The following is a 25,653-nucleotide window of genomic DNA, read 5'->3' as shown; positions in this document are numbered from 1 at the left end:
CTTGAGCAGGATGGGCCCCGGATAGTGGGTCAGGCGTGACTGTCGACGCCCTGCGCCCCGGAACCGCATTCCACGAGGGGTTGGCATCCTGATGTCGAACGAGGCGAAGCTGCGCGAGTACCTCAAGCGCGCGATCGCGGATCTCCACGAGACCCGCCGGCAACTGGGCGAAACGGAGCGGAAGCAGCGCGAGCCCATCGCGATCGTCTCCATGGCCTGCCGCTTCCCCGGCGGCGTCCGCTCGCCGGAAGAGCTGTGGGAGCTGCTCCGGGACGGCGTCGACGCCGTCTCCTCCCTCCCCGGCAACCGCGGCTGGGACCTCGACGGGCTCTACCACCCCGACCCGGAACACCAGGGCACCAGCTACACCCGCGAGGGCGGATTCCTCTACGACGCGGGCGAGTTCGACCCCGGGTTCTTCGGGATATCGCCGCGCGAGGCCCTCGCCATGGACCCGCAGCAGCGGCTGCTCCTGGAGACCGCGTGGGAAGCCCTCGAACGGGCCGGCATCGACCCGCAGTCCCTCGCGGGCAGCCGCACCGGCGTGTTCGTCGGCACCGGCTACGCCGGGTACGACACGGCCGGCCGCCGGCGGCCGGACGAGGTCGGCGGCCACCTGATGACCGGCAACTTCATCAGCATCGCCTCCGGCCGCATCGCGTACGCCCTCGGCCTCGAAGGCCCCGCCCTGACCGTCGACACGGCCTGCTCCTCGTCGCTGGTCGCCCTGCACCTGGCGGCTCAGGCGCTGCGGCGGGACGAGTGCTCCCTCGCCCTGGTGGGCGGCGCGACCGTGCTGTCCACCCCGCAGCTGTTCGTGGACTTCTCCCGCCAGCGCGGCCTGGCCCCCGACGGCCGCTGCAAGCCCTTCGCGGCCGCCGCCGACGGCACGGCCTGGGGCGAGGGCGCCGGACTGCTGCTGGTCGAGCGGCTCTCCGACGCGGTGCGCAACGGCCACCCCGTGCTCGCGGTGCTGAAGGGCTCGTCCGTCAACCAGGACGGCGCGTCCAACGGCCTCACCGCCCCCAACGGCCCCTCCCAGCAGCGCGTCATCCGCCAGGCGCTGGCCGACGCCGGGCTCGCCGCCGGCGACGTCGACGCCGTCGAGGCCCACGGCACGGGCACGGCGCTGGGCGACCCCATCGAGGCCCACGCCCTGCTCGCCACGTACGGACAGCGCCCCGCCGACCGGCCCGTACTGATCGGCTCCATGAAGTCCAACATCGGCCACACCCAGTGGGCCGCCGGTGTGGCCGGCGTCATGAAGATGGTCCTGGCCATGCGGCACGGGGAACTGCCCGCGACCCTGCACCTCGACGAGCCCACCCCCCACGTCGACTGGAGCGAAGGCAGCGCCCGGCTCCTCGCCGCGCCCGAACCCTGGCCCACGACCGGCCGGGAGCGCCGCGCGGCCGTCTCCTCCTTCGGCATCAGCGGCACCAACGCCCACGTCGTCCTGGAACAGGCACCGCCGCGCGAAGCCGGCCCGGCACCTCGGCCCGCCGCCCGGCCCGGCGCGCTGCCCTGGATCCTGTCCGCCCGGACCGGCGAGGCCCTGCGGGCCCAGGCGGCGCGGCTCGCCCGCCACGTCCGCGCCCACGCCGGCCTCGGACCGGCCGACGTCGCCCACTCCCTCACGGCCACCAGGCCCCTCATGGAGCACCGCGCCGCCGTCGTCGCCGACGACCGGGACGCGTTCCTCACCGGCCTGGACGCCCTCGCGGAAGGCCGTACCGCGGCCGGCCTCGTGACCGGCGTCGCCGCGAAGGCGACCACCGCCTTCCTCTTCGCCGGGCAGGGCTCCCAGCGCCCGGGCACGGGACGCGAGCTGTACGGCGCCCACTCGGAGTTCGCCAAGGCCTTCGACGCGGTGTGCGCCGAGCTCGACCCGCACCTGGACCGGCCCGTCCGCGACGTGCTCTTCGCCGAGGACGGCACGGACGACGCCGCCCTGCTCGACCGGACCGCCTACACCCAGGCGGCCCTCTTCGCCCTGGAGACCGCCCTCTTCCGGCTCGTCGAATCCTGGGGCGTGACACCGCGGTTCGTCGCCGGCCACTCCATCGGCGAGCTCACCGCCGCCCACGTGGCCGGAGTCCTCTCCCTCCGGGACGCCGCACGCCTGGTCGCGGCCCGCGGCACCCTGATGCAGGCGCTGCCCGAAGGCGGAGCCATGGTGGCCGTAGAGGCCACCGAGGAGGAGATCCGCGCCTCCCTCGCCGGCCACGAGGACCGCGCCGCCCTCGCGGCGGTCAACGGGCCCGCCTCCACGGTCGTCTCGGGCGACGAGGACGCCGTGTCCCGGATCGCCGCCCACTGGGAGGCACAGGGCCGCCGCACCAAGCGGCTCCGGGTCAGCCACGCCTTCCACTCGCCGCACATGGACGGCATGCTGGAGGACTTCCGGCGCGTCGCCGAGGACCTGGAGTTCCACACCCCCCGCATCCCCGTGGTCTCCACGGTGACCGGAACGCTCGCCCGTGACGAGGAACTGTGCTCGCCCGCGTACTGGGTCCGGCAGGTCCGGGAAGCCGTCCGCTTCCACACCGCCGTACGCACCCTGGAGGCCGAGGGCGTCACCGCCTTCGTCGAGATCGGCCCCGGCGGCGTGCTCGCGCCGATGGTCGAGGACTCCCTGACCACCCTCGAACAGCCCCTTGTCATCAGCCTCCTGCGCACGGGACGCCCCGAAGAGCAGGCCCTCGCCGAGGGCGTCGCCACCGCCTCCGCCCACGGCACCCGCGTCGACTGGTCCGCCTGGCTCGGCACGCTCGGCGCCGACCGCGTCGAGCTGCCGACCTACGCCTTCCAACGCGCGTGGTACTGGCTGGACGCCGGTGCCGCGGCCGGCGAGAGCCCGGCCGGCGAAGCGGGCGACGCCGGATTCTGGGAAGCCGTCGAACGCGAGGACCTCGAAGGGCTGTCGGCCGTCCTGGCCGTCGACGGGAACGAGGCCGACTCCCTCGGCAGCGTCCTCCCCACGCTCTCGGCCTGGCGCCGGCAGCGCAGGACGCAGGCCGAGGCGGACAGGTGGAGCTACCGGGTGCAGTGGACACCCCTCGCCGCCCCGGCCGGCCCCCCGGTCACCGGGAACTGGCTCGTCGCCCTGCCCGACCACGCCACCGGCGACCCCTGGGTCACCCGGCTCCTCGACACCCTGCGCGACCAGGGCCTGCACACCGAACCCCTCGTCCTCTCCGACAGCGGCGCCGTCGAGCTGCCGGACGGGCCCGTCGACGGAGTGCTCTCCCTGCTCGCCCTCGACGAACGCCCCCACCCGGACCTCCCCTCGGTGCCGCGCGGCCTGACCGCCACCACCGGCCTGCTGCACGCCCTGGAGACGTCCGGCGTCCGGGCCCCGCTGTGGTGCGTCACCCGCGGCGCCGTCGCCGTGGACGAGCGGGACGCGCTCACCAGCCCCCTCCAGGCCCAGGTGTGGGGCCTCGGGCGCGTGGTCGCCCTGGAATCCCCGCAGAGCTGGGGCGGGCTCGTCGACCTCCCCGCGAACGTGGACGGCCGGGTCGTCTCCGGGCTCCTCGGGGCCCTTGCCGGAGACGAGGACCAGCTCGCCGTCCGGCCGTCCGGAGCCTTCGCCCGCCGCCTGGGGCGGATCACGCCCGGCGGCGACACCGGTGCCCGGTGGACCGCACACGGCACGGTCCTGGTCACCGGCGGCACCGGCGCGCTCGGCGCCCACGTCGCGCACTGGCTGGCGGACGCCGGAGCCGAGCACCTGGTGCTCACCGGCCGCCGGGGCCTCGACGCCCCCGGCGCGCGGGAGCTCGCGGCCGCACTCGCCGACCGGGGCACCCGCGTCACCGTCGCCGCCTGCGACGCCGCCGACCGCGACGCCCTGGCCGCCGTCCTCGCGGACATCCCCGACGACCTGCCCCTGACCGGTGTCGTGCACGCCGCCGGCGTGCTGGACGACGGCGTCCTGGAGTCCCTCACCCCCGAACGCTTCGAGACCGTCCTGCGCCCGAAGGCCACCGCCGCACTGCACCTGCACGAACTCACGCGGGACCTTGGCCTGGAGATGTTCGTCCTGTTCTCCTCGGTCGCCGGCGTCCTGGGCAACCGGGGCCAGGCCAACTACGCCGCCGCCAACGCCTTCCTCGACGCCCTCGCCGAACGGCGCCGCCACGAGGGCCTGCCCGCCACCTCGGTCGCCTGGGGCCCCTGGGCCGGCTCCGGCATGGCCACGGACGGCGATGCCGCCGCCCGCCTCAGCCGCGACGGACTGCTCCCCATGCCCGCGGCCCCCGCACTCGCCGCCCTCCGCCAGGCCCTCGCCCAAGGCGCGGCGAACGTGACCGTGGCCGACGTGGACTGGGCCGCCTACGCCCCCGCCCTGACCGCCGTCCGCCCCAGCCCCCTCCTCGCCGGCCTCCCCGAGGCGCGCCACGCCCTCTCCGGCGGCGACCGGCCGCGCGAGGAGCGCTCCGCGCTGCGCGACCGGATCGGCGCACTGCCGGCCGCCGAGCGCGAGCGGGCCCTGCTGCGACTGGTCCGGGAGGAGGCCGCGAAGACCCTCGGACACGCCCCGACGGCCACCGTCGACACCCAGCGCCCCTTCCGAGAACTGGGATTCGACTCGGTGATGGCGGTCGACCTGCGCAACCGCCTGTCCGCCGCGGCAGGCCTCCGGCTGCCCGCCACCCTGCTGTTCGACCACCCCACCCCCACCGCCGTCGCCGGCTACCTGCACTCCGAAGTCCTGGGCACGGCAGGGGCCGCGGCCACCGTGGAACGCGCGGCCGCCGTCCTCGACGAACCCGTGGCGATCGTGGGCATGGCCTGCCGCTTCCCCGGCGGGATCAGCTCACCGGAAGAGCTCTGGCAACTGCTCGCCGACGGCCGGGACGCCATCGCCCCCTACCCCGGCGACCGGGGCTGGGACCTCGACCGGCTCTACCACCCCGACCCCGACCACCAGGGCACGAGCTACGCCCGCGGGGGCGGCTTCCTCGACGGCGTGGCCGGCTTCGACGCGGACTTCTTCGGGATATCGCCGCGCGAGGCCCTCGCCATGGACCCACAGCAGCGGCTGCTCCTGGAGACCACCTGGGAGGTCCTCGAACGCGCCGGCATCGACCCGGAGTCCCTGCGCGGCAGCAGCACCGGCGTCTTCGCGGGCACCAACGCCCAGGACTACCGCACGGTCCTGGACGCGGCACAGGACGAGGTCGCCGGGCACGCGCTCACCGGCAACGCCCTGAGCGTGGTCTCCGGACGGGTGTCGTACACCTTCGGCTTCGAGGGACCTGCGGTCACGGTCGACACGGCCTGCTCGTCGTCGCTGGTGGCGCTCCACATGGCGGTGCAGTCGCTGCGGTCGGGCGAGTGCTCGCTGGCCCTCGCCGGCGGCGTCACGGTGATGGCGACCCCGTCCTCCTTCGTGGAGTTCGCCCGGCAGCGCGGGCTCGCCCCCGACGGCCGCTGCAAGCCGTTCGCGGCCGCCGCCGACGGCACCGGCTGGAGCGAAGGCGTCGGGCTGCTGCTCGTGGAGCGGCTCTCCGACGCCCGCCGCAACGGACACCGGGTGCTCGCGGTCGTCCGCGGCTCGGCCGTCAACCAGGACGGCGCCTCCAACGGCCTGTCCGCGCCCAACGGCCCCGCCCAGCAGCGCGTCATCCGCCAGGCCCTCGCCAACGCCGGCCTGGCCGCGTCCGACGTCGACGCCGTCGAGGCGCACGGCACCGGCACGAGGCTGGGCGACCCGATCGAGGCACAGGCCCTGCTGGCCACCTACGGGCAGGACCGGTTTGAGGGTCGGCCGCTGCTGCTGGGCTCGGTGAAGTCCAACCTGGGACACACACAGGCCGCCGCGGGCGTGGCCGGCGTGATGAAGATGGTTCTGGCGATGGGACACGGCCTGCTGCCCGAGAGCCTGCACGTGGACGAGCCCACCTCGCACGTCGACTGGACCACGGGCGCGGTCGAACTGCTCACCGGACCGACCGAGTGGCCCGGCACGGGCCGCCCGAGGCGCGCCGCCGTCTCCGCGTTCGGGATCAGCGGCACCAACGCCCACGTGGTCCTCGAACAGGCCGAGGACGAGCCCGCGGACACCGCGGCCACCGAGGCCCCCGCCACCGCCCCGGAGACCCGGGCCCCCGTACCCCTGCTGCTGTCCGGCAGGAACGACAACGCCCTCAAGGCCCAGGCGGCCCGGCTGCTGGCTCACCTCCACCGCGACCCCGCACCGCGGCTCACGGACAGCGCCTGCACGCTGGCGACCCGTACGGCCTTCGCACACCGCGCGGCCGTCCTGGCCGACTGCCACGACACCGCGGTACGCGCCCTGACCGCCCTGGCCGCGGGCGAAGCCGACCCCGCCCTGGCCGCGGGCACCGCGCACGAAGGCAAGGACGCCTTCCTCTTCTCGGGCCAGGGCTCGCAGCGGCTGGGCATGGGCCGGGAGCTGCACGCCCGGTATCCGGTGTTCGCGGAGGCCTTCGACGCGGTGTGCGCCGGGCTGGACGAGCATCTGGACCGTCCGCTGAAGCAGGTCGTCTGGGGCGACGACGAGGAGGCGCTGAACCGGACCGCATCCGCACAGGCGGCGCTGTTCGCGATCGAAGTGGCGCTGTTCCGGCTGGTGGAGTCGTGGGGCGTGCGGCCGGAGCACGTGGCCGGGCACTCGGTGGGCGAGATCGCCGCCGCGCATGTGGCGGGCGTGTTCTCGCTGGGCGACGCGTGCGCACTGGTGGCGGCCCGGGGGCGGCTCATGCAGGCGCTGCCCGCCGGCGGTGCGATGGCCGCGGTCCAGGCGGCGGAAACCGAGGTGCTGCCGCTGCTGACGGAGGGTGTCGCGATCGCGGCGGTCAACGGCCCGTCGTCCGTGGTGGTCTCCGGCGCCGAGGGCGCGGTCGAGGCCGTCCGCTCCCACTTCGAGGGCGAGGGCAGGAAGACGAGCAGGCTGCGCGTCTCGCACGCCTTCCACTCGCCGTTGATGGAGCCGATGCTGGACGACTTCCGCGCCGTCGCCGAGGGCCTCGCCTACGGCGCGCCGGAGCTCACCGTGATCTCGAACGCGACCGGCGCCCCGGCCACGCCGGAGGAACTGCGCAGCCCCGGGTACTGGGTGACCCACGTCCGCGAAGCCGTGCGCTTCGCCGACGGCATCCGCGCCCTGCACGCCGAGGGCGTGACGCGCTTCCTGGAACTGGGGCCCGACGGCACGCTCTCCGCCATGGCACGCGAGTCGCTGCCGGACGAAACCCTCCTCGTCCCCGCCCTGCGCAAGAACCGCCCGGAGGACGCGACGCTCCTCTCCGCCCTCGGGCAGTTGCACGTCCACGGCACGGCCGCCGACTGGGCGGCGTTCTTCGCCGGCACGGACGCGTGCCTCGCCGACGACCTCCCGACGTACGCCTTCCAGCACGAGAGGTTCTGGCCCGCTCCCGGCCGCACCGGCACCGGGGACATCGGCGCCGCCGGCCTCGAAGCGGCCGGGCACCCGCTGCTCAGCGCCGCCGTGGAACTGCCCGACGGCGACGGCCTGCTGTTCACGACCCGCCTGTCGCTCCAGTCCCACCCTTGGCTGGCCGACCACCGGATCACGGGGTCGGTCCTGCTGCCGGGCACGGCGTTCGTCGAACTCGCCGTCCGCGCCGCCGACGAGGCGGGCTGCGACCGGATCGACGAGCTGACCCTGGCCGCCCCGCTGGTCCTGCCCGAACACGGTGGCGTCCAGGTGCAGTTGCGCGTCGGCCCCGCCGACGACTCCGGCAGGCGCACCTTCGGTGCCCGCTCCCGGCCGGAGGGCGACGGCGACCGCCCGTGGGTCCAGCACGCCACCGGCGTCCTCGCGACGGGCGACCGGACCCCGGACCCCGGCCACGACTTCCGTGCCGGATCCTGGCCGCCCGCCGACGCCGCGGCCGTGGACGTGACCGGCCTCTACGACGGCTTCGCCGACGGCGGATTCGACTACGGGCCGCACTTCCGGGGCCTGCGGGCGGCGTGGCGGCGGGGCGACGAGGTGTTCGCCGAGGTCGCCCTGCCCGAGGTCGCCGAGGCCGACGCCCCCGCGTACGGCCTGCACCCGGCGCTGCTCGACGCGGCCCTGCACGTCTGCGCCTTCAACGGCGTCGACCAGGGTGTCGTGCCCTTCTCCTGGGAGGGGGTCACGCTCCACGCCTCCGGCGCCTCGGCCGTACGGGTCCGCGTCGTCCGGCACGGCGCGGACACGGTGTCCGTGGACGTCGCGGACGCCGAAGGCGGCCCGGTCGCCACCGTCGAGTCCCTGACCGTACGGCCCGTCTCCGCGAGCCGGCCGGACGGCGGCGCGAGCCTCGCAGGGCGCGACGCGCTGTTCCAGCCGGCATGGAACCCCGTACGGCTGCCCCCGGCCGGTGCGGCGGCAACCGTGGCCGTGCTCGGCTCCCTCACCGGCTCGGCGTTCGACAGCCACACGGACCTGGCGTCCCTGGCAGGCTCCGGCCGGGTGCCGCAAGCGGTCCTGGCCCCGGTGACGCCCGGCCCGCAGGACGTGGTGGAGTCCGTGCACGCTACGGCGGCGTGGGCGTTGGGGCTGGTGCAGTCGTGGCTGGCGGACGAGCGGTTTGCGGACTCGCGTCTGGTGTTCGTGACGCGGGGTGCGGTGTCGGGTGAGGATCTCGCCGGTGCTGCGGTGTGGGGCCTGGTGCGGTCGGCGCAGTCGGAGAACCCGGGTCGCTTCGGCCTCGTGGACTTGGACGCGGAGGCCGACACGGCCGTCCTGCCGCGCGCTCTGGCCTCGGACGAACCTCAGCTGCTGGTGCGGGGCACCGACGTGTCGGCGGCCCGGCTGGCCCGGGTCCGGGCACAGGACCCGCAGACTCCTGAGTGGGACCGCTCCGGAACGGTCCTGATCACCGGTGGTACGGGTGCTCTGGGCCGTGTGGTGGCCCGTCATCTGGTGGCGGAGCACGGTGTACGGCGTCTGCTGCTGGTCAGCCGCAGGGGTCCGGCTGCCGAGGGTGCTGAGGAGCTGGTGTCGGAGCTGGCGCGGCAGGGGGCGGACGTCGTCGTCGAAGCCTGCGACGTAACGGACAGGGCTGCCGTGGCGGACCTGGTGGCCCGCCACTCCGTCACTGCCGTCGTGCACACCGCGGGCATCCTCGACGACGGCGTGGTCGGCTCTCTGACTCCGGAGCGGCTGGCTGCTGTCCTGCGGCCGAAGGCCGACGCCGCATGGCACCTGCACGAGGCCACCAAGGACCTGGACCTCGACGCCTTCGTCGTCTTCTCCTCCGTCGCAGGTACGTTCGGCAGCTCCGGTCAGGCCAACTACGCCGCCGGCAACGCCTTCCTCGACGCCCTGGCCCACCACCGCCGGGCGCAAGGCCTTCCCGCCGCGTCGCTCGCATGGGGCCCGTGGTCACAAGAGAGCGGTATGACGGGCACCCTGTCGGACGCCGACCTGCAGCGGATCGCCCGCTCGGGCATGCCCGAACTCACCCCTGCCGAAGGGGTGGCGCTCTTCGACGCCGCACTGGCCGCCGACACCGCGCACGTACTCCCCGTACGCTTCGACCTCGCCGTCCTGCGCGGGCAGGAGGACATCCCCCCGCTCCTGCGCGGCCTCGTCCGGTCCCGCGCCCGCCGCTCGGCGGTCGCCGGCTCGGCCGCGGCGGCCGGCCTCGTGGGACGCCTCTCCCCGCTGGGCGCCGCCGAACGGCGCGACGTGCTCCTTGACGTGGTGCGCGCCCAGGTCGCCGTGGTCCTGGGCCACGCGAGCCCGCAGACGGTCGACCCCACCCGGGCCTTCCAGGAGCTGGGCTTCGACTCCCTGACGGCGGTCGAGCTCCGCAACCGGATCAACAACGCGACGGGACTGCGGCTTTCACCGACCGCCGTCTTCGACTACCCGACGGCGGACGCACTGGTGGGGTTCCTGCTGGACGAGCTGTTCGGCGGGCGGGAAGAAGAGGCGGCGGACGCACCGTCCCCGGTGCGGACACCGGCCGCCGCCGACGACCCCGTGGTGATCGTCGGCATGAGCTGCCGCTACCCGGGCGGCGTGACCTCGCCGGAGGACCTGTGGCGGCTGGTGTCCGACGGTGCGGACGCCGTCTCCGGCTTCCCCACGGACCGCGGCTGGGACGTCGAGTCGCTCTACAGCCCCGACCCGGACGCCGTCGGCACCTCCTACACCCGCTCCGGCGGATTCCTCCACGAGGCCGGGGACTTCGACCCGGCGTTCTTCGGGATGAGTCCCCGGGAGGCGCTGGCGACGGACTCGCAGCAGCGGTTGCTGCTGGAGACGACGTGGGAGGCGCTGGAGCGGGCAGGCATCGACCCGGCCGGACTGCGCGGCAGCCGGACCGGTGTCTTCGCCGGCCTCATGTACACCGACTACAGCGAGATCCTCGTCGGTGACCAGTTCGAGGGATACCGCGGCAACGGCAGCGCGGGCAGCATCGCCTCCGGCCGCGTCGCGTACACCTTCGGCTTCGAGGGTCCGGCCGTCACGGTCGACACGGCGTGCTCGTCGTCGCTGGTGGCGCTGCACTGGGCGGCCCAGTCGCTGCGCTCCGGCGAGTGCTCGCTGGCGTTGGCGGGTGGTGTGACGGTGATGTCGACGCCGACGACGTTCGTGGAGTTCTCGCGGCAGCGGGGATTGTCGGCGGACGGTCGCTGCAAGGCGTTCTCGGACGCGGCCGACGGTGTCGGCTGGGGTGAGGGCGTGGGCATGCTGGTGCTGGAGCGGTTGTCGGACGCGCGTCGTCACGGCCACCGGATCTTGGCGGTGGTGCGGGGCAGCGCGGTGAACCAGGACGGTGCCTCGAACGGTCTGACGGCGCCGAACGGCCCGTCGCAGCAGCGCGTGATCCGGCAGGCCCTGGCGAGCGCCGGGCTGTCGGCGGCGGACGTGGACGCGGTGGAAGCGCACGGCACGGGTACGACACTCGGTGACCCGATCGAGGCGCAGGCCCTTCTCGCCACGTACGGGCAGGACCGGCCGGCGGACCGTCCGTTGCTGCTCGGCTCGGTGAAGTCGAACATCGGTCACGCGCAGGCCGCCTCGGGCGTCGCGGGCGTGATCAAGATGGTGATGGCGATGCGCCACGGCGTGCTGCCGAAGACCCTGCACGTCGACGTGCCGTCGTCGCACGTGGACTGGTCGGCCGGCGCCGTCGAGCTCCTCACCGAACCGGCCGAGTGGCCGGAGTCCGAGCGCCGCCGCGCGGGCGTCTCCTCCTTCGGCGTCAGCGGCACGAACGCACACGTCATCCTGGAACAGCCCGGGCCGGCGGAAGCGGCGGAACCGGTCGAAGAGGTACCGGCGGCCGGGGCCGGCGTGCTGCCCCTGGTGCTCTCGGGCAGGAACGAGGCGGCGCTGCGCGCCCAGGCGGCACGCCTGCTGTCCTTCGTCGCCGCCCACGACGAGCTGCCGGCACGGGACATCGGCTACTCACTGGCCGTGGGCCGGTCGCGCTTCACCCATCGCGCGGTGGTGTGGGGCGAGGACCGGAGCGATGTGATGCTCGCCCTGTCGACGGTCGCGGTCGGCGAGGACGGCCCGGGTGTGGTCGTGGGCGGGGTGAGCACCGGGAAGTCGGCGTTCCTGTTCTCCGGCCAGGGTTCGCAGCGATTGGGGATGGGCCGGGAACTGTACGGCCGGTTCCCGGTGTTCGCGGAGGCTTTCGACGCGGTCTGCGCGGGGCTGGACGAACACGTGGGCCGTCCTCTGCGGGACGTGGTCTGGGGCGACGACGCCGACCTGCTGAATCAGACCGCGTACGCGCAGGCGGGCCTGTTCGCGGTCGAGGTGGCGTTGTTCCGGCTGGTGGAGTCGTGGGGCGTTCGACCGGACTTCGTCGCAGGGCACTCCATCGGTGAGATCGCCGCCGCGCATGTGACGGGTGTGTTCTCGCTGCCGGACGCGTGTGCGCTGGTGGCGGCGCGGGGCCGGCTGATGCAGGCCCTGCCCGCGGGCGGCGCGATGGTGGCGCTCGAAGCGGAGGAAGCCGAGGTGGTGCCGCTGCTGACGGAGGGCGTCGCGATCGCGGCGGTGAACGGCCCGTCGTCAGTGGTGGTCTCCGGAGAGGAGAACGCGGTCGAGGCGGTCCGGGCGCACTTCGAGGGCGAGGGACGCAGGGCCGGCAGGCTGCGCGTGTCGCACGCTTTCCATTCGCCCTTGATGGAGCCGATGCTGGACGAGTTCCGGGCGGTGGTGGCGGAGCTGTCGTTCGGGGAGCCGGCGGTGCCGGTGGTGTCGAACGTGACGGGGCGGCTCGCCGGGCCCGGGCAGTTGTCCTCGGCCGAATACTGGGTGCGTCACGTGCGCGAGGCCGTGCGCTTCGCGGACGGCGTGCGGACGCTGAGCGCGGAGGGCGTGACGCGGTTCCTGGAGCTCGGCCCGGACGGCGTCCTGTCGGCCATGGCCCGGGAGTCGGCGACGGAAGACGCCGTGCTCGCGCCCGTGCTGCGCAAGGACCGGCCCGAGGACACGACGGCTCTGGACGCCTTGGCCCGGATGCACGTCCACGGCTCTCCGGTCGACTGGACGGCCTTCTTCGCCGGTACGGGCGCCCGGTGGGCGGATCTGCCAACGTATGCGTTCCAGCACGAGCGGTTCTGGCCCTCGGGCGGGATGGCGCGCTCTGGCGATGTGCGGTTCGCGGGGCTGGGTTCGGCGGGCCATCCGCTGCTGGGCGCGGCGGTGGAGCTGGCGGGCTCGGGCGGTCTGCTGTTCACGGGCCGGCTGTCGACGTCGTCGCATCCGTGGCTTGCCGACCATGTGGTGATGGGCTCCGTCCTGGTGCCGGGAACGGCACTGGTCGAGCTGGTGATGCGCGCCGCCGACGAGATCGGCTGCGATGTGCTGGAGGAGCTGACGCTCGCTGCACCTCTCGTACTGCCGGCTTCGGGTGCCGGTGTGCAGGTGCAGGTGTGGGTCGGCGAGCCGGACGACGCAGACCGGCGGGCCGTCGCGGTGCACTCACGTGAGAGCGAGGAGCCGTGGACGCTGCACGCCGCCGGCTCACTGACGAGCGGCGCCCGACCGCCGGCCTTCGACGCCACGGCCTGGCCTCCCGCAGGTGCCGAGCCCGTTGACGTGGCGGGCTGCTACGAGCAGTTCGCGGACTCCGGATTCTTCTACGGACCGGCCTTCCAGGGCCTGGAGACCGTGTGGCGGCTCGGCGACGAGGTGTTCGCCGAAGTCCGGCTTCCCGAGGACGTCGACGGCGGTGCGTACGGTCTGCACCCGGCCCTCTTCGACGCCGCACTCCACGCGTCGGCCTTCGGCGGGGGAGACGACGAGGGCCGCGTCCCGTTCTCCTGGACCGGTGTCTCCCTCCACGCCTTCGGCGCCTCGCGGCTTCGTATCCGTATCCGCCGCGCCGAGAGCGGAATGGAGATCGCGATGGCCGATCCGGCCGGTGCGCCGGTCGCCTCCGTGGAATCGCTGACCCTGCGACCGGTCTCCGCCGACCAGCTGCGGACGGGCGGCGGCCGGGACTCCCTCTTCACGCTCGACTGGGTACCCGTCCCCCTCACGGACGAACGCCTCGCGTTCGGCACCGGTCCGGCCGGTGAACCGCTCCGGGTGCACACGGACCTGGGGTCCCTCACCGAAGCCGACGTCCCCGGGGCCGTCCTGGTCGGACATGCCGCTCGCACCGACGGCACCGTGGAGTCCGTGCATGCTGCGGCGGCGTGGGCGTTGGGGCTTGTGCAGTCGTGGCTGGCGGACGAGCGGTTTGCGGATGCGCGTCTGGTGTTTGTGACGCGGGGTGCGGTGTCGGGTGAGGATCTCGCCGGTGCTGCGGTGTGGGGTCTGGTGCGGTCGGCGCAGTCGGAGAGTCCTGGCCGTTTCGTCCTGGTGGACTTGGACGGTGACGCTGATCCGGCCGTTCTGCCGCAGGCCCTCGCATTGGACGAGCCCCAGCTCCTGGTCCGCGACGGCCAGGTTCTCGCGGCACGCCTAGCCCGGGTCCGGGCACAGGACCCGCAGGCTCCTGAGTGGGACTCCTCCGGAACGGTCCTGATCACCGGTGGTACGGGTGGTCTGGGCCGTGTGGTGGCCCGTCATCTGGTGGCGGAGTACGGTGTACGGAGTGTGCTGCTGGTCAGCCGCCGTGGCCCGGCCGCCACAGGTGCCCGCGAGTTCGCCGCCGAACTGGCGGACCAGGGCGCCGAAGTGACGGTCGAAGCGTGCGATGTGACCGACAGGGCTGCTGTGGCGGACCTGGTGGCCCGCCACTCCGTCACCGCTGTCGTGCACACCGCTGGTGTGCTGGACGACGGGGTGGTCGATTCGCTCACCCCGGAGCGGCTGGCTGCTGTCCTGCGGCCGAAGGCCGATGCGGCGTGGAATCTGCACGAGGCCACCAAGGGCCGCGACCTCGACGCGTTCATTGTCTTCTCTTCCGTCGCAGGTACGTTCGGCAGTGCGGGTCAGGCCAGCTACGCGGCCGGCAACGCCTTCCTGGACGCCCTGGCCCACCACCGCCGGTCGCAAGGGCTCCCCGCCGTGTCACTCGCCTGGGGCCCGTGGTCGCAGGACAGCGGCATGACCGGCACCCTGTCGGACGCCGACCTGCAGCGGATCGCCCGCTCGGGCATGCCGCCGCTGACCGCCGAGGAAGGCCTCGCCCTCTTCGACGCCGCCCTGGCCACTGCCGAGCCGGCCCTGCTCCCCGTCCGCCTGGACCTCGCCGCCCTGCGTGCACAGGGGGAGCCCCTGACCCTCCTGCGCGGCCTGGTCCGTACGGCGGGACGCCGCGCCGCCGCGTCCGGCACGGCCGCGGCGTCCGGTTTCGTACAACGCCTGGCCGGGCTGTCCGAGACCGAGCGGCGCGCGGTGCTGCTGGACCTGGTGCGTGAGCGGATCGCGGCGGTCCTCGGACACGCCCGCCCGGAGACGGTCGACGCGGCGAAGGCGTTCCAGGACCTCGGCTTCGACTCCCTCACCGCGATCGAACTCCGCAACGGGCTGGGCAAGGCCACAGGCCTGCGACTGCCGGCCACGGCCGTGTTCGACTACCCGACGGCCGATGCCCTGACGGGCCACCTCCTCGCCGAACTCTTCAGCGCGGAAGCGGAAGGAGAGGCGGAGGCAGAAGCGCCGCTGCCGGTGTCGGCCCTCCCGCCCCTGGCGGACGACCCGGTCGTCATCGTCGGCATGAGCTGCCGCTACCCCGGCGGAGTCACCTCGCCCGAGGAGCTGTGGCGACTGGTGTCGGACGGCGTGGACGCCGTCTCCGCCTTCCCGGCCGACCGCGGCTGGGAGATCGAGGACACCGACGACCCCGACCGCGAGGGCGCCGTGGCCACCCGCTCCGGCGGCTTCCTGTACGACGCGGGGGAGTTCGACCCCGAGTTCTTCGGGATGAGCCCCCGGGAGGCCCTGACCACCGACGCCCAGCAGCGGCTGCTGCTGGAGACGACCTGGGAGGCCCTCGAACGCGCCGGCATCGAGCCGGCCGCCCTGCGCGGCAGCCGTACGGGCGTCTTCGCGGGTGTGATGTACCACGACTACTCCCAGCTCCTCGCCGGGCGCGAGTTCGAGGGGTACCAGGGCAGCGGCAGCGCGGGCAGCATCGCCTCCGGCCGCGTGTCGTACACCTTCGGGTTCGAAGGCCCGGCCGTCACGGTGGACACGGCGTGCTCGTCGTCGCTGGTGGCCCTGCACCTCGCCGCGCAGTCGCTGCGCTCCGGCGAGTGCTCGCTCGCACTTGCGGGCGGTGTGACGGTGATGGCGACCCCGCTGACGTTCGTGGAGTTCTCGCGGCAGGGCGGCCTGTCGGCGGACGGTCGCTGCAAGGCGTTCGCGGACGCCGCCGACGGCGTGGGCTGGGCCGAAGGCGCCGGCATCCTGGTGCTGGAGCGGTTGTCGGACGCGCGCCGGAACGGCCACCGCGTCCTGGCGACGGTACGCGGCAGCGCCGTGAACCAGGACGGCGCCTCGAACGGCCTGACGGCCCCCAACGGCCCGTCGCAGCAGCGCGTCATCCGGCAGGCCCTGGCGAGCGCCGGGCTGTCGGTCGCGGACGTGGACGCGGTGGAAGCGCACGGCACGGGCACCACGCTGGGCGACCCCATCGAGGCCCAGGCACTGCTCGCGACCTACGGTCAGGACCGGCCGGCGGACCGTCCGCTGCTGCTCGGCTCGGTGAAGTCGAACATCGGTCACGCGCAGGCGGCGGCGGGTGTCGCCGGTGTGATCAAGATGGTGATGGCGATGCGCCACGGCGTGCTGCCGCGCACCCTGCACGTCGATGCGCCGTCGTCGCACGTGGACTGGTCGGCCGGCGCCGTCGAGCTGCTGACCGAGCAGACCGTCTGGCCCGAGGGCGAGGGTCCCCGGCGCGCGGGTGTCTCCTCGTTCGGGATCAGCGGAACCAACGCGCACGTGATCCTGGAACAGCCGGAACCCGCGCCGGAACCGGCCGGGGAAGCGGCGGAGGACGCGGACGACGAAGGGCTCGTGCCGTTCGTGGTGTCCGGCAGGTCACCGGCCGCCCTGCGGGCACAGGCGGCACGACTGGCGTCCCACCTCGACCACGACCCCGTGCCGCGGCTCCTGGACGTCGCGTACTCGCTGGCGACGAGCCGCTCGGGCTTCCACCACCGCGCGGTGGTGCTGGCCGCCGACCGCGACGGCCTCCTGCGCTCCCTGACCGCACTGGCCGACGGCCGGAGCGAGCCCGGCGTCGTGGCGGAAGGCGAGACTCGCACGGGCAAGCGCGCCTTCCTGTTCTCGGGCCAGGGTTCGCAACGGCTCGGGATGGGCCGGGAACTGTATGCCCTGTACCCGGTGTTTGCAGAGGCTTTCGACGCGGTGTGCGCGGGGCTGGACGAACACCTCGACCGTTCCCTGCGGGACGTGGTCTGGGGCGACGACGCCGACCTGCTGAACCGAACCGCGTACGCGCAGCCGGCGCTGTTCGCGATCGAGGTGGCGTTGTTCCGGTTGGTGGAGTCGTGGGGTGTGCGGCCGGAGTATGTGGCCGGGCACTCGGTGGGTGAGATCGCTGCCGCGCATGTGGCGGGCGTGTTCTCGCTGGCGGACGCGTGCGCGTTGGTGGCGGCGCGGGGGCGGCTCATGCAGGCGCTGCCCGCCGGCGGCGCGATGGCGGCGGTCCAGGCGGCGGAATCCGAGGTGCTGCCGCTGCTGACGGACAACGTAGCCGTCGCGGCGGTCAACGGGCCGTCGTCCGTGGTGGTCTCCGGCGCCGAGGGCGCGGTCGAGGCCGTCCGCTCCCACTTCGAAGGGGAGGGCAGGAAGACGAGCAGGCTGCGCGTCTCGCACGCCTTCCACTCGCCGCTGATGGAGCCGATGCTGGACGACTTCCGCGCTGTCGCCGAGCGCGTGACGTACGGCGCGCCCGGCATCCCGCTCGTCTCGAACGTCACCGGCGAGCCCGCGACCGCCGGTCAACCGGCCTCGGCGGAGTACTGGGTCTGCCATGTCCGCGAAGCCGTACGGTTCGCCGACGGCGTGCGCGCCCTGGGAGCCCACGGCGTGACCGCGTTCCTGGAGCTCGGCCCCGACGGTGCCCTCTCCGCCCTCGCCGCGGAGTCCGCGCCGGAGGGAGCCGTGATCACCCCCGTACTGCGCAAGGACCGCGCCGAGGACCAGGCGCTGCTCACGGCACTGGCCCGGATGCACGTCCACGGCGTACCGGTCGACTGGGAAGCGGTGTTCGCCGACACCGGCGCCCGGCAGGTGGACCTGCCGACGTACGCCTTCCAGCGCTCGCGCTACTGGCCCGCGGCGACCGGGGCGCGCTCTGGCGATGTGCGGTTCGCGGGGCTGGGTTCGGCGGGGCATCCGTTGCTGGGTGCGGCGGTGGAGCTGGCGGGTTCGGGTGGTCTGCTGTTCACGGGCCGGCTGTCGACGTCGTCGCATCCGTGGCTTGCGGACCATGTGGTGATGGGCTCCGTCCTGGTGCCGGGAACGGCGCTGGTGGAGCTGGTGCTGCGGGCGGCCGATGAGGTGGGCTGCGATGTGCTGGAGGAGCTGACGCTGGCGGCGCCGCTGGTGCTGCCGGCTTCGGGTGCCGGTGTGCAGGTGCAGGTGTGGGTGGGCGAGCCGGACGATTCCGGTCGCCGTTCGGTGGCTGTGCACGGGCGCGAGGGCGAGGAGCCGTGGACGCTGCACGCGAGCGGTGTGGTGACCACGGGCGCGGAACCGCCGGCGTTCGACACGTCGGTGTGGCCCCCGGCCGGCGCTGAACCCGTCGATGTCGCGGACTGCTACGAGCGGTTCGCGGACACCGGGCTCGCGTACGGCCCGGCGTTCCAGGGCCTCCGGGCGGCCTGGAAGGCGGGTGAGGACATCTACGCCGAGGTCCGGCTGCAGGAAGACACCGATGGAGCCGCCTACGGTCTCCACCCGGCCCTCTTCGACGCGGCGTTGCACGCGTCGATGGCGGTCGGGGAAGACGCCGATGGCGCCGTCCCCTTCTCATGGAGCGGCGTGTCCTTGCACGCCTCGGGCGCCTCACAGGTGCGCGTCCGGATCCGGCACGCCGACGGCGGCGCTTCGATCGCGATGGTGGACCCGGCCGGAGCTCCGGTCGCGTCTGTGGACTCGCTCGTCGTACGTCCGGTCTCCGCTGATCAGTTGCGGACGGGTGGCCGGGACTCCCTCTTCACGCTCGACTGGGTGCCGGTGCCGCTCACGGACGAATGTGCCGGGCTGTGCACCGCTGCCGACGGAGAGCCGTTCCGGGCCTGTGCGGACGTGGTTTCTTCGGCGGAGGCCGAGGTCCCCGGGGCCGTGCTGGTCGCCTGGCCCGGGGGGCCTGCCGACGTGGTGGAGTCCGTGCATGCTGCGGCGGCGTGGGCGTTGGGGCTGGTGCAGTCGTGGCTGGCGGACGAGCGGTTTGCGGATGCGCGTCTGGTGTTTGTGACGCGGGGTGCGGTGTCGGGTGAGGATCTCGCCGGTGCTGCGGTGTGGGGTCTGGTGAGGTCGGCGCAGTCGGAGAGCCCCGGTCGTTTCGTCCTGGTGGACTTGGACGGTGACGCCGATCCGGCCGTTCTGCCGCAGGCCCTCGCATTGGACGAGCCCCAGCTCCTGGTCCGCGACGGCCAGGTTCTCGCGGCACGCCTAGCCCGGGTCCGGGCACAGGACCCGCAGGCTCCTGAGTGGGACTCCTCCGGCACGGTCCTGGTCACCGGTGGTACGGGTGCTCTGGGCCGTGTGGTGGCCCGTCATCTGGTGGCGGAGCACGGTGTACGGCGTCTGCTGCTGGTCAGCCGCAGGGGTCCGGCTGTCGAGGGTGCTGAGGGGCTGGTGTCGGAGCTGGCGCGGCAGGGGGCGGACGTCGTCGTCGAAGCCTGCGACGTAACGGACAGGGCTGCTGTGGCGGACCTGGTGGCCCGCCACTCCGTCACTGCCGTCGTGCACACCGCGGGTGTGCTGGACGACGGCGTGGTCGGCTCTCTGACCCCGGAGCGGCTGGCTGCTGTCCTGCGGCCGAAGGCCGACGCGGCGTGGAACCTGCACGAGGCCACCAAGGACCTGGACCTCGACGCCTTCGTCGTCTTCTCTTCCGTCGCAGGTACGTTCGGCAGCTCCGGTCAGGCCAACTACGCCGCCGGCAACGCCTTCCTCGACGCCCTGGCCCACCACCGCCGGGCGCAAGGGCTCCCCGCCGTGTCGCTCGCATGGGGCCCCTGGTCGCAGGACAGCGGCATGACGGGCACCCTCACCGAGGCCGACCTCGCGCGGATGACCCGCTCCGGAATGCCCCCGCTCTCCGGGGAAGACGGTGTGGCGCTCTTCGACGCCGCACTCAGCGCCGTCGAGCCGGCCGTACTTCCCGTCCGCCTGGACCTCACGGCCCTCCGCGCACAGGGCGAACCCCTGCCCCTCCTGCGCGGCCTGATCCGTACGCGTACCCGGCGCTCGGCAGCGCTGTCCGCTTCCTCCGGGGCCTCCGGTCTCGTGCAGCGCCTGACCGGGCTGTCCCGGGACGAGCGGCGTGCGGCACTCCTGGATCTGGTGCGGGAGCGGGTCGCGGCGGTCCTCGGACATGCCGGAGCCGCGGATGTCGATGCGTCCCTGGCCTTCCGGGACCTCGGCTTCGATTCCCTCACCGCCGTCGAATTGCGCAACCGGATCAACGACGCGACAGGGATGCGACTTTCGGCGACTGCCGTCTTCGACTACCCCACGGCGGACGCGCTGGTCGGACACGTGCTGGACGAGTTGTTCGGTGCGGAGGAGGCCGGTGCCGGTGCGGTGTTGCCGGGAGCCGTGGCCGTGGCCGATGACCCGGTGGTGATCGTCGGCATGAGCTGCCGCTACCCGGGTGGTGTCGCCTCGCCGGAGGACCTGTGGCGGCTGGTGTCCGACGGCGTGGACGCGGTGACGGACTTCCCGGCCGACCGCGGCTGGGACGTGGAGGCCGTCTACCACCCCGACCCCGCACACACGGGTACGAGCTACACGCGTGCGGGCGGGTTCCTCACGGAAGCGGCGGACTTCGACCCGGCGTTCTTCGGGATGAGCCCCCGGGAGGCGCTGGCGACGGACTCGCAGCAGCGGTTGCTGCTGGAGACGACGTGGGAGGCGCTGGAGCGGGCGGGCATCGACCCGGCCGGGCTGCGGGGCAGCCAGACCGGTGTGTTCGCCGGCGTCATGTACAACGACTACGCCGACCTCCTCTCCGGGCCCGAGTTCGAGGGCTACGGCAGCGGCAGCGCGGGCAGTGTGGCCTCCGGCCGGGTGTCGTACACCTTCGGCTTCGAGGGTCCGGCCGTCACGGTGGACACGGCGTGCTCGTCGTCGCTGGTGGCGCTGCACTGGGCGGCCCAGTCGCTGCGCTCCGGTGAGTGCTCGCTGGCGTTGGCGGGTGGTGTGACGGTGATGTCGACGCCGACGACGTTCGTGGAGTTCTCGCGACAGCGGGGGCTTTCGGCGGACGGTCGCTGCAAGGCGTTCTCGGACGCGGCCGACGGGGTCGGCTGGGGTGAGGGCGTGGGCATGCTGGTGCTGGAGCGGTTGTCGGACGCGCGCCGGAACGGTCACCGGGTCCTGGCGGTGGTGCGGGGCAGCGCGGTGAATCAGGACGGTGCCTCGAACGGTCTGACGGCGCCGAATGGCCCGTCGCAGCAGCGCGTGATCCGCCAGGCCCTGGCCAACGCGGGCATCTCCCCGGATCAGGTCGCCGCGGTGGAGGCGCACGGTACGGGTACGACACTCGGTGACCCGATCGAGGCGCAGGCCCTTCTCGCCACGTACGGGCAGGACCGGCCGGCGGACCGTCCGCTGCTGCTCGGCTCGGTGAAGTCGAACATCGGTCACGCGCAGGCCGCCGCCGGTGTCGCCGGTGTGATCAAGATGGTGATGGCAATGCACTACGGTGAGCTGCCGCGCACCCTGCACGTCGATGCGCCGTCGTCGCACGTGGACTGGTCGGCCGGTGCCGTCGAGCTGCTGACCGAGCAGACGGCCTGGCCCGAGGGCGAGGGTCCGCGGCGCGCGGGTGTCTCCTCGTTCGGGATCAGCGGAACCAACGCGCACGTGATCCTGGAACAGCCGGAACCCGCGCCGGAACCGGCCGGGGAACCGGTGGAGGACGCGGACACCGGAAGGCTCGTACCGTTCGTGGTGTCCGGCAAGTCCGCCCCCGCGGTGCGCGCCCAGGCGGCCGGGCTGCTGTCCCGCCTCGGGGACGAACCCGGGCCGGGGATCACGGACGTGGCGTACTCGCTGGCCACGAGCCGGTCGGGTTTCCAGCATCGTGCGGTGGTGTGGGGTGCGGACCGGGATGCCCTGGCGCGGGCCCTGTCGGAGCTCGCGGCGGGGGAGACCGGACCGGACACGGTCACAGGGGTGGTGCGCTCCGGCAAGTCGGCGTTCCTGTTCCCGGGACAGGGTTCGCAGCGCCTGGGCATGGGCCGGGAACTGTATGCCCTGTACCCGGTGTTCGCCGAAGCCTTCGACGCGGTGTGCGCGGGGCTGGACGAACACGTGGACCGTCCTCTGCGGGACGTGGTCTGGGGCGACGACGCCGACCTGCTGAATCAGACCGCGTACGCGCAGCCGGCGCTCTTCGCGATCGAAGTGGCGCTGTTCCGGCTGATGGAGTCCTGGGGCGTACGACCGGACTTCGTCGCAGGGCACTCCATCGGTGAGATCGCCGCCGCGCATGTGGCGGGCGTGTTCCCGCTGACGGACGCGTGCGCACTCGTGGCCGCTCGCGGTCGGCTCATGCAGGCCTTGCCCGCCGGCGGTGCGATGGCCGCGCTGCAGGCGACGGAGGAGGAGGTGCTGCCGCACCTGAGCGAGGACGTTGCCGTCGCGGCGGTCAACGGCCCGTCGTCGGTGGTCGTCTCCGGCACCGAGGAGGCCGTCGACGCGCTGCGGGCACGCTTCGAGGACGAGGGGCGCAAGACCAGCCGGCTGCGGGTCTCGCACGCGTTCCACTCGCCGCTGATGGAGCCGATGCTGGCGGACTTCCGCGAGGTGGTGGCGGGGCTGTCGTTCGGTGCGCCGACGGTGCCGGTCGTCTCCAACCTCACGGGCCGTCCTGCCGGGCCCGAGGAGCTCGCCTCCGCCGACTACTGGGTCCGCCACGTGCGCGAGGCCGTGCGCTTCGCGGACGGTGTGCGTGTCCTGCACGCGGAGGGCGTGACGCGGTTCCTGGAGCTCGGCCCGGACGGCGTCCTGTCGGCCATGGCCCAGGAGTCACTGCCCGAAGAGGCCGTCCTCGTTCCCGCCCTGCGCCGCGACCGGGACGAAGAGACGGCCGTGACGGGAGCCCTGGCGCGGCTGTACGTCCACGGCCTTCCGGTCGACTGGACGGCCTTCTTCGCCGGTACGGGCGCCCGGCTGGTGGACCTGCCGACGTATGCGTTCCAGCACGAGCGGTTCTGGCCGTTGGGCGGGGTGGCGCGTGCGGGCGATGTGCGGTTCGCGGGCCTGGGGCCGGCGGGGCATCCGCTGCTGGGTGCGGCGGTGGAGCTGGCGGGTTCGGGTGGTCTGCTGTTCACGGGCCGGCTGTCGACGTCGTCGCATCCGTGGCTTGCCGACCATGTGGTGATGGGCTCCGTCCTGGTGCCGGGAACGGCACTGGTCGAGCTGGTGATGCGCGCCGCCGACGAGATCGGCTGCGATGTGCTGGAGGAGCTGACGCTCGCTGCACCTCTCGTACTGCCGGCTTCGGGTGCCGGCGTGCAGGTGCAGGTGTGGGTGGGCGAGCCGGACGATTCCGGTCGCCGTTCGGTGGCTGTGCACGGGCGCGAGGGCGAGGAGCCGTGGACACTGCACGCGAGTGGCGCCGTGACCACGGGCGCGGAACCGCCGGCGTTCGACACGTCCGAATGGCCTCCGCAGGGAGCCCGGCCCCTCGATGTGGAGAGCGGCTACGAGCAGTTCGCGGCTGCCGGGTTCGCGTACGGCCCGGCGTTCCAGGGCCTCCGGGCGGCCTGGAAGGCGGGTGAGGACATCTACGCCGAGGTCCGGCTGCCGGAAGGAACCGACGGCGCCGCCTACGGCCTGCACCCGGCCCTCTTCGACGCGACGTTGCACGCATCGGCGTTCGCTGCGGGAGCCGGTGAGGGAAGCGTCCCGTTCTCCTGGACCGGCGTGTCGCTGCACGCTTCCGGCGCCACGCAGGTGCGGGTGCGTCTGCGGCCCACCGACGGCGGCGTATCGATCGCGATGGCGGACCCGGCCGGTGCGCCGGTGGCTTCGGTGGAGTCGCTGACCGTACGCCCGATCTCCGCCGGTCAGCTGCGCACCGGGGACCGCGACTCGCTCTTCACGCTCGACTGGACGCCTGTCCCCCTCACCGGCGAACGCGTCGAACTCGGCACCGCGCCGGACGGGGCGCCCTTCCGGACGTACGCCGGTCCGGAAGCCCTGGGCGGGGAAACGATCCCCCGGGCAGTGCTGGTCGAGCCGGCCGCCTTCCGGCACGACGGCACCGTGGAGAGCGTCCACGCCGCGTCCGCCCGGGCGCTGGAGCTGGTGCAGTCGTGGCCGGCCGATGACCGGTTCGCGGACTCGCGCCTGGTGTTCGTGACCCGTGGTGCGGTGTCGGGTGAGGATCTCGCCGGTGCCGCCGTGTGGGGGCTGGTCCGCTCCGCGCAGTCGGAGAATCCGGGGCGTTTCGTCCTGGTGGACCTGGCGGGCGACGCCGACGCCGACGCTGTCGCGACCGTGCTGCCGCAGGCGCTCGCGACGGACGAACCTCAGCTGCTGGTCAGGGAGGGCAAGGTGCTCGCCGCGCGCCTCGCCCGGGTGCAGGAGCGCGACACGGCCGGCATGGCGTGGGACACGACCGGCACGGTCCTGATCACCGGCGGTACGGGCGGCCTGGGACGCACGGTGGCCCGTCATCTGGCGGCCGTGCACGGCGTACGGAGCCTGCTGCTGGTCAGCCGCAGCGGTCCGGCCGCCGAGGGAGTGGAAGAGCTGGTGGCCGAGCTCGCGGAGTACGGGGCGGACGCGATCGTCGAGGCGTGCGACGTGACGGACGGCGCGGCCGTGGCCGGACTCGTGGCCCGGCACTCCGTCACCGCCGTCGTGCACACCGCCGGTGTCCTCGACGACGGCACCATCGCGTCCCTGACCCCGGAGCGGCTGGCCGCGGTCCTGCGGCCGAAGGCCGACGCCGCATGGCACCTGCACGAGGCGACCAAGGACCTGGACCTCGACGCGTTCGTCGTCTTCTCCTCCGTCGCGGGCACCTTCGGCAGCGCGGGCCAGGCCAACTACGCGGCCGGCAACGCCTTCCTCGACGCCCTGGCCCACCACCGCCATGCGGCTGGCCTTCCGGCCGTGTCGCTCGCCTGGGGCCCCTGGTCGCAGGACAGCGGCATGACGGGCACGCTCACCGAGGCCGACGTCGCACGCATGGCCCGCTCCGGAATGCCCCCGCTGACCGCCGAGGAAGGCGTGGCGCTCTTCGACGCCGCGCTCGGCACCACCGCACCGGCACTCCTCCCCGTCCGCCTGGACCTCACCGTCCTCCGCGGACAGGGCGAGCCCCTGCCCCTCCTGCGCGGCCTGATCCGGACGCCGGCGCGGCGCACCGCGGCGGCCGGTACGGGCGGCGGGGCCGCCGCCGGGCTGGCCCAGCGGCTGGCCGGGCTGTCCGCCGCGGAGGCGCGCGACGTCGTGCTGGAGACCGTACGCGGCGAGGCCGCAGCCGTGCTGGGCCACGACGGGGCCGGGCAGGTCGACCCGGAGCAGGCGTTCCAGGACCTCGGCTTCGACTCCCTCACGGCGATCGAGCTCCGCAACCGGCTGAGCGCCCTCACCGGAGTCCGGCTGCCCGCGACGCTGCTCTTCGACTACCCGACGCCCGTGGAACTCGTCGGCCGTCTCCACGCCCTGATCGCGCCCGGGGAGCTCTCCGGACCGGAGGCGCTCCTCGGCGAACTCGGCAGGCTGGAGAAGGCGTTCGGCGGGCTGGAGGTCACGGAAGAGGCGCACGAGCAGATAGCGGGCCGCCTTGAGGTCCTCAAGGCGAAGTGGGACGCCCTGCGGGGCGGAGCCGCGGAAGCCGGCCGCAAGGAATCCGGGGAGGACGAGGAGGGCTTCGACTTCGAATCCGCCTCCGACGAAGAGGTGTTCGACCTCCTCGACAACGAGCTCGGCCTCTCCTGACAGCCCCCGTCGGGCCGGCCCGGCACCACGAAGCGGCCCGCACCCGGATCACCTGGTGCGGGCCGCTTCGCCGTACGCGGAAG

The 25,653-nt window shown here is 73.7% G+C and carries 1 protein-coding gene; it reads left to right on the top strand.

Annotation, left to right across the window (positions count from 1 at the left end):
• Positions 1 to 91: 91 nt before the first annotated feature.
• A complete protein-coding gene (locus tag ACOTKD_RS11910) occupies positions 92 to 25,570 on the top strand; it encodes a type I polyketide synthase (protein WP_424888866.1) in 25,479 nt (8,492 codons plus the stop codon).
• Positions 25,571 to 25,653: the final 83 nt, after the last annotated feature.

This window comes from Streptomyces sp. XH2, assembly GCF_049725035.1.
Lineage (GTDB): Bacteria > Actinomycetota > Actinomycetes > Streptomycetales > Streptomycetaceae > Streptomyces > Streptomyces roseoverticillatus.
Note: the sequence above shows the minus strand (reverse complement) of the source record. Positions and strands in the feature narration are given on the sequence as shown.

Bases quoted from the DNA above. Each gene is read 5' to 3' on its own strand.
- ACOTKD_RS11910 (WP_424888866.1), top strand. From the start codon at position 92: ATGTCGAACGAGGCGAAGCTGCGCGAGTACCTCAAGCGCGCGATCGCG.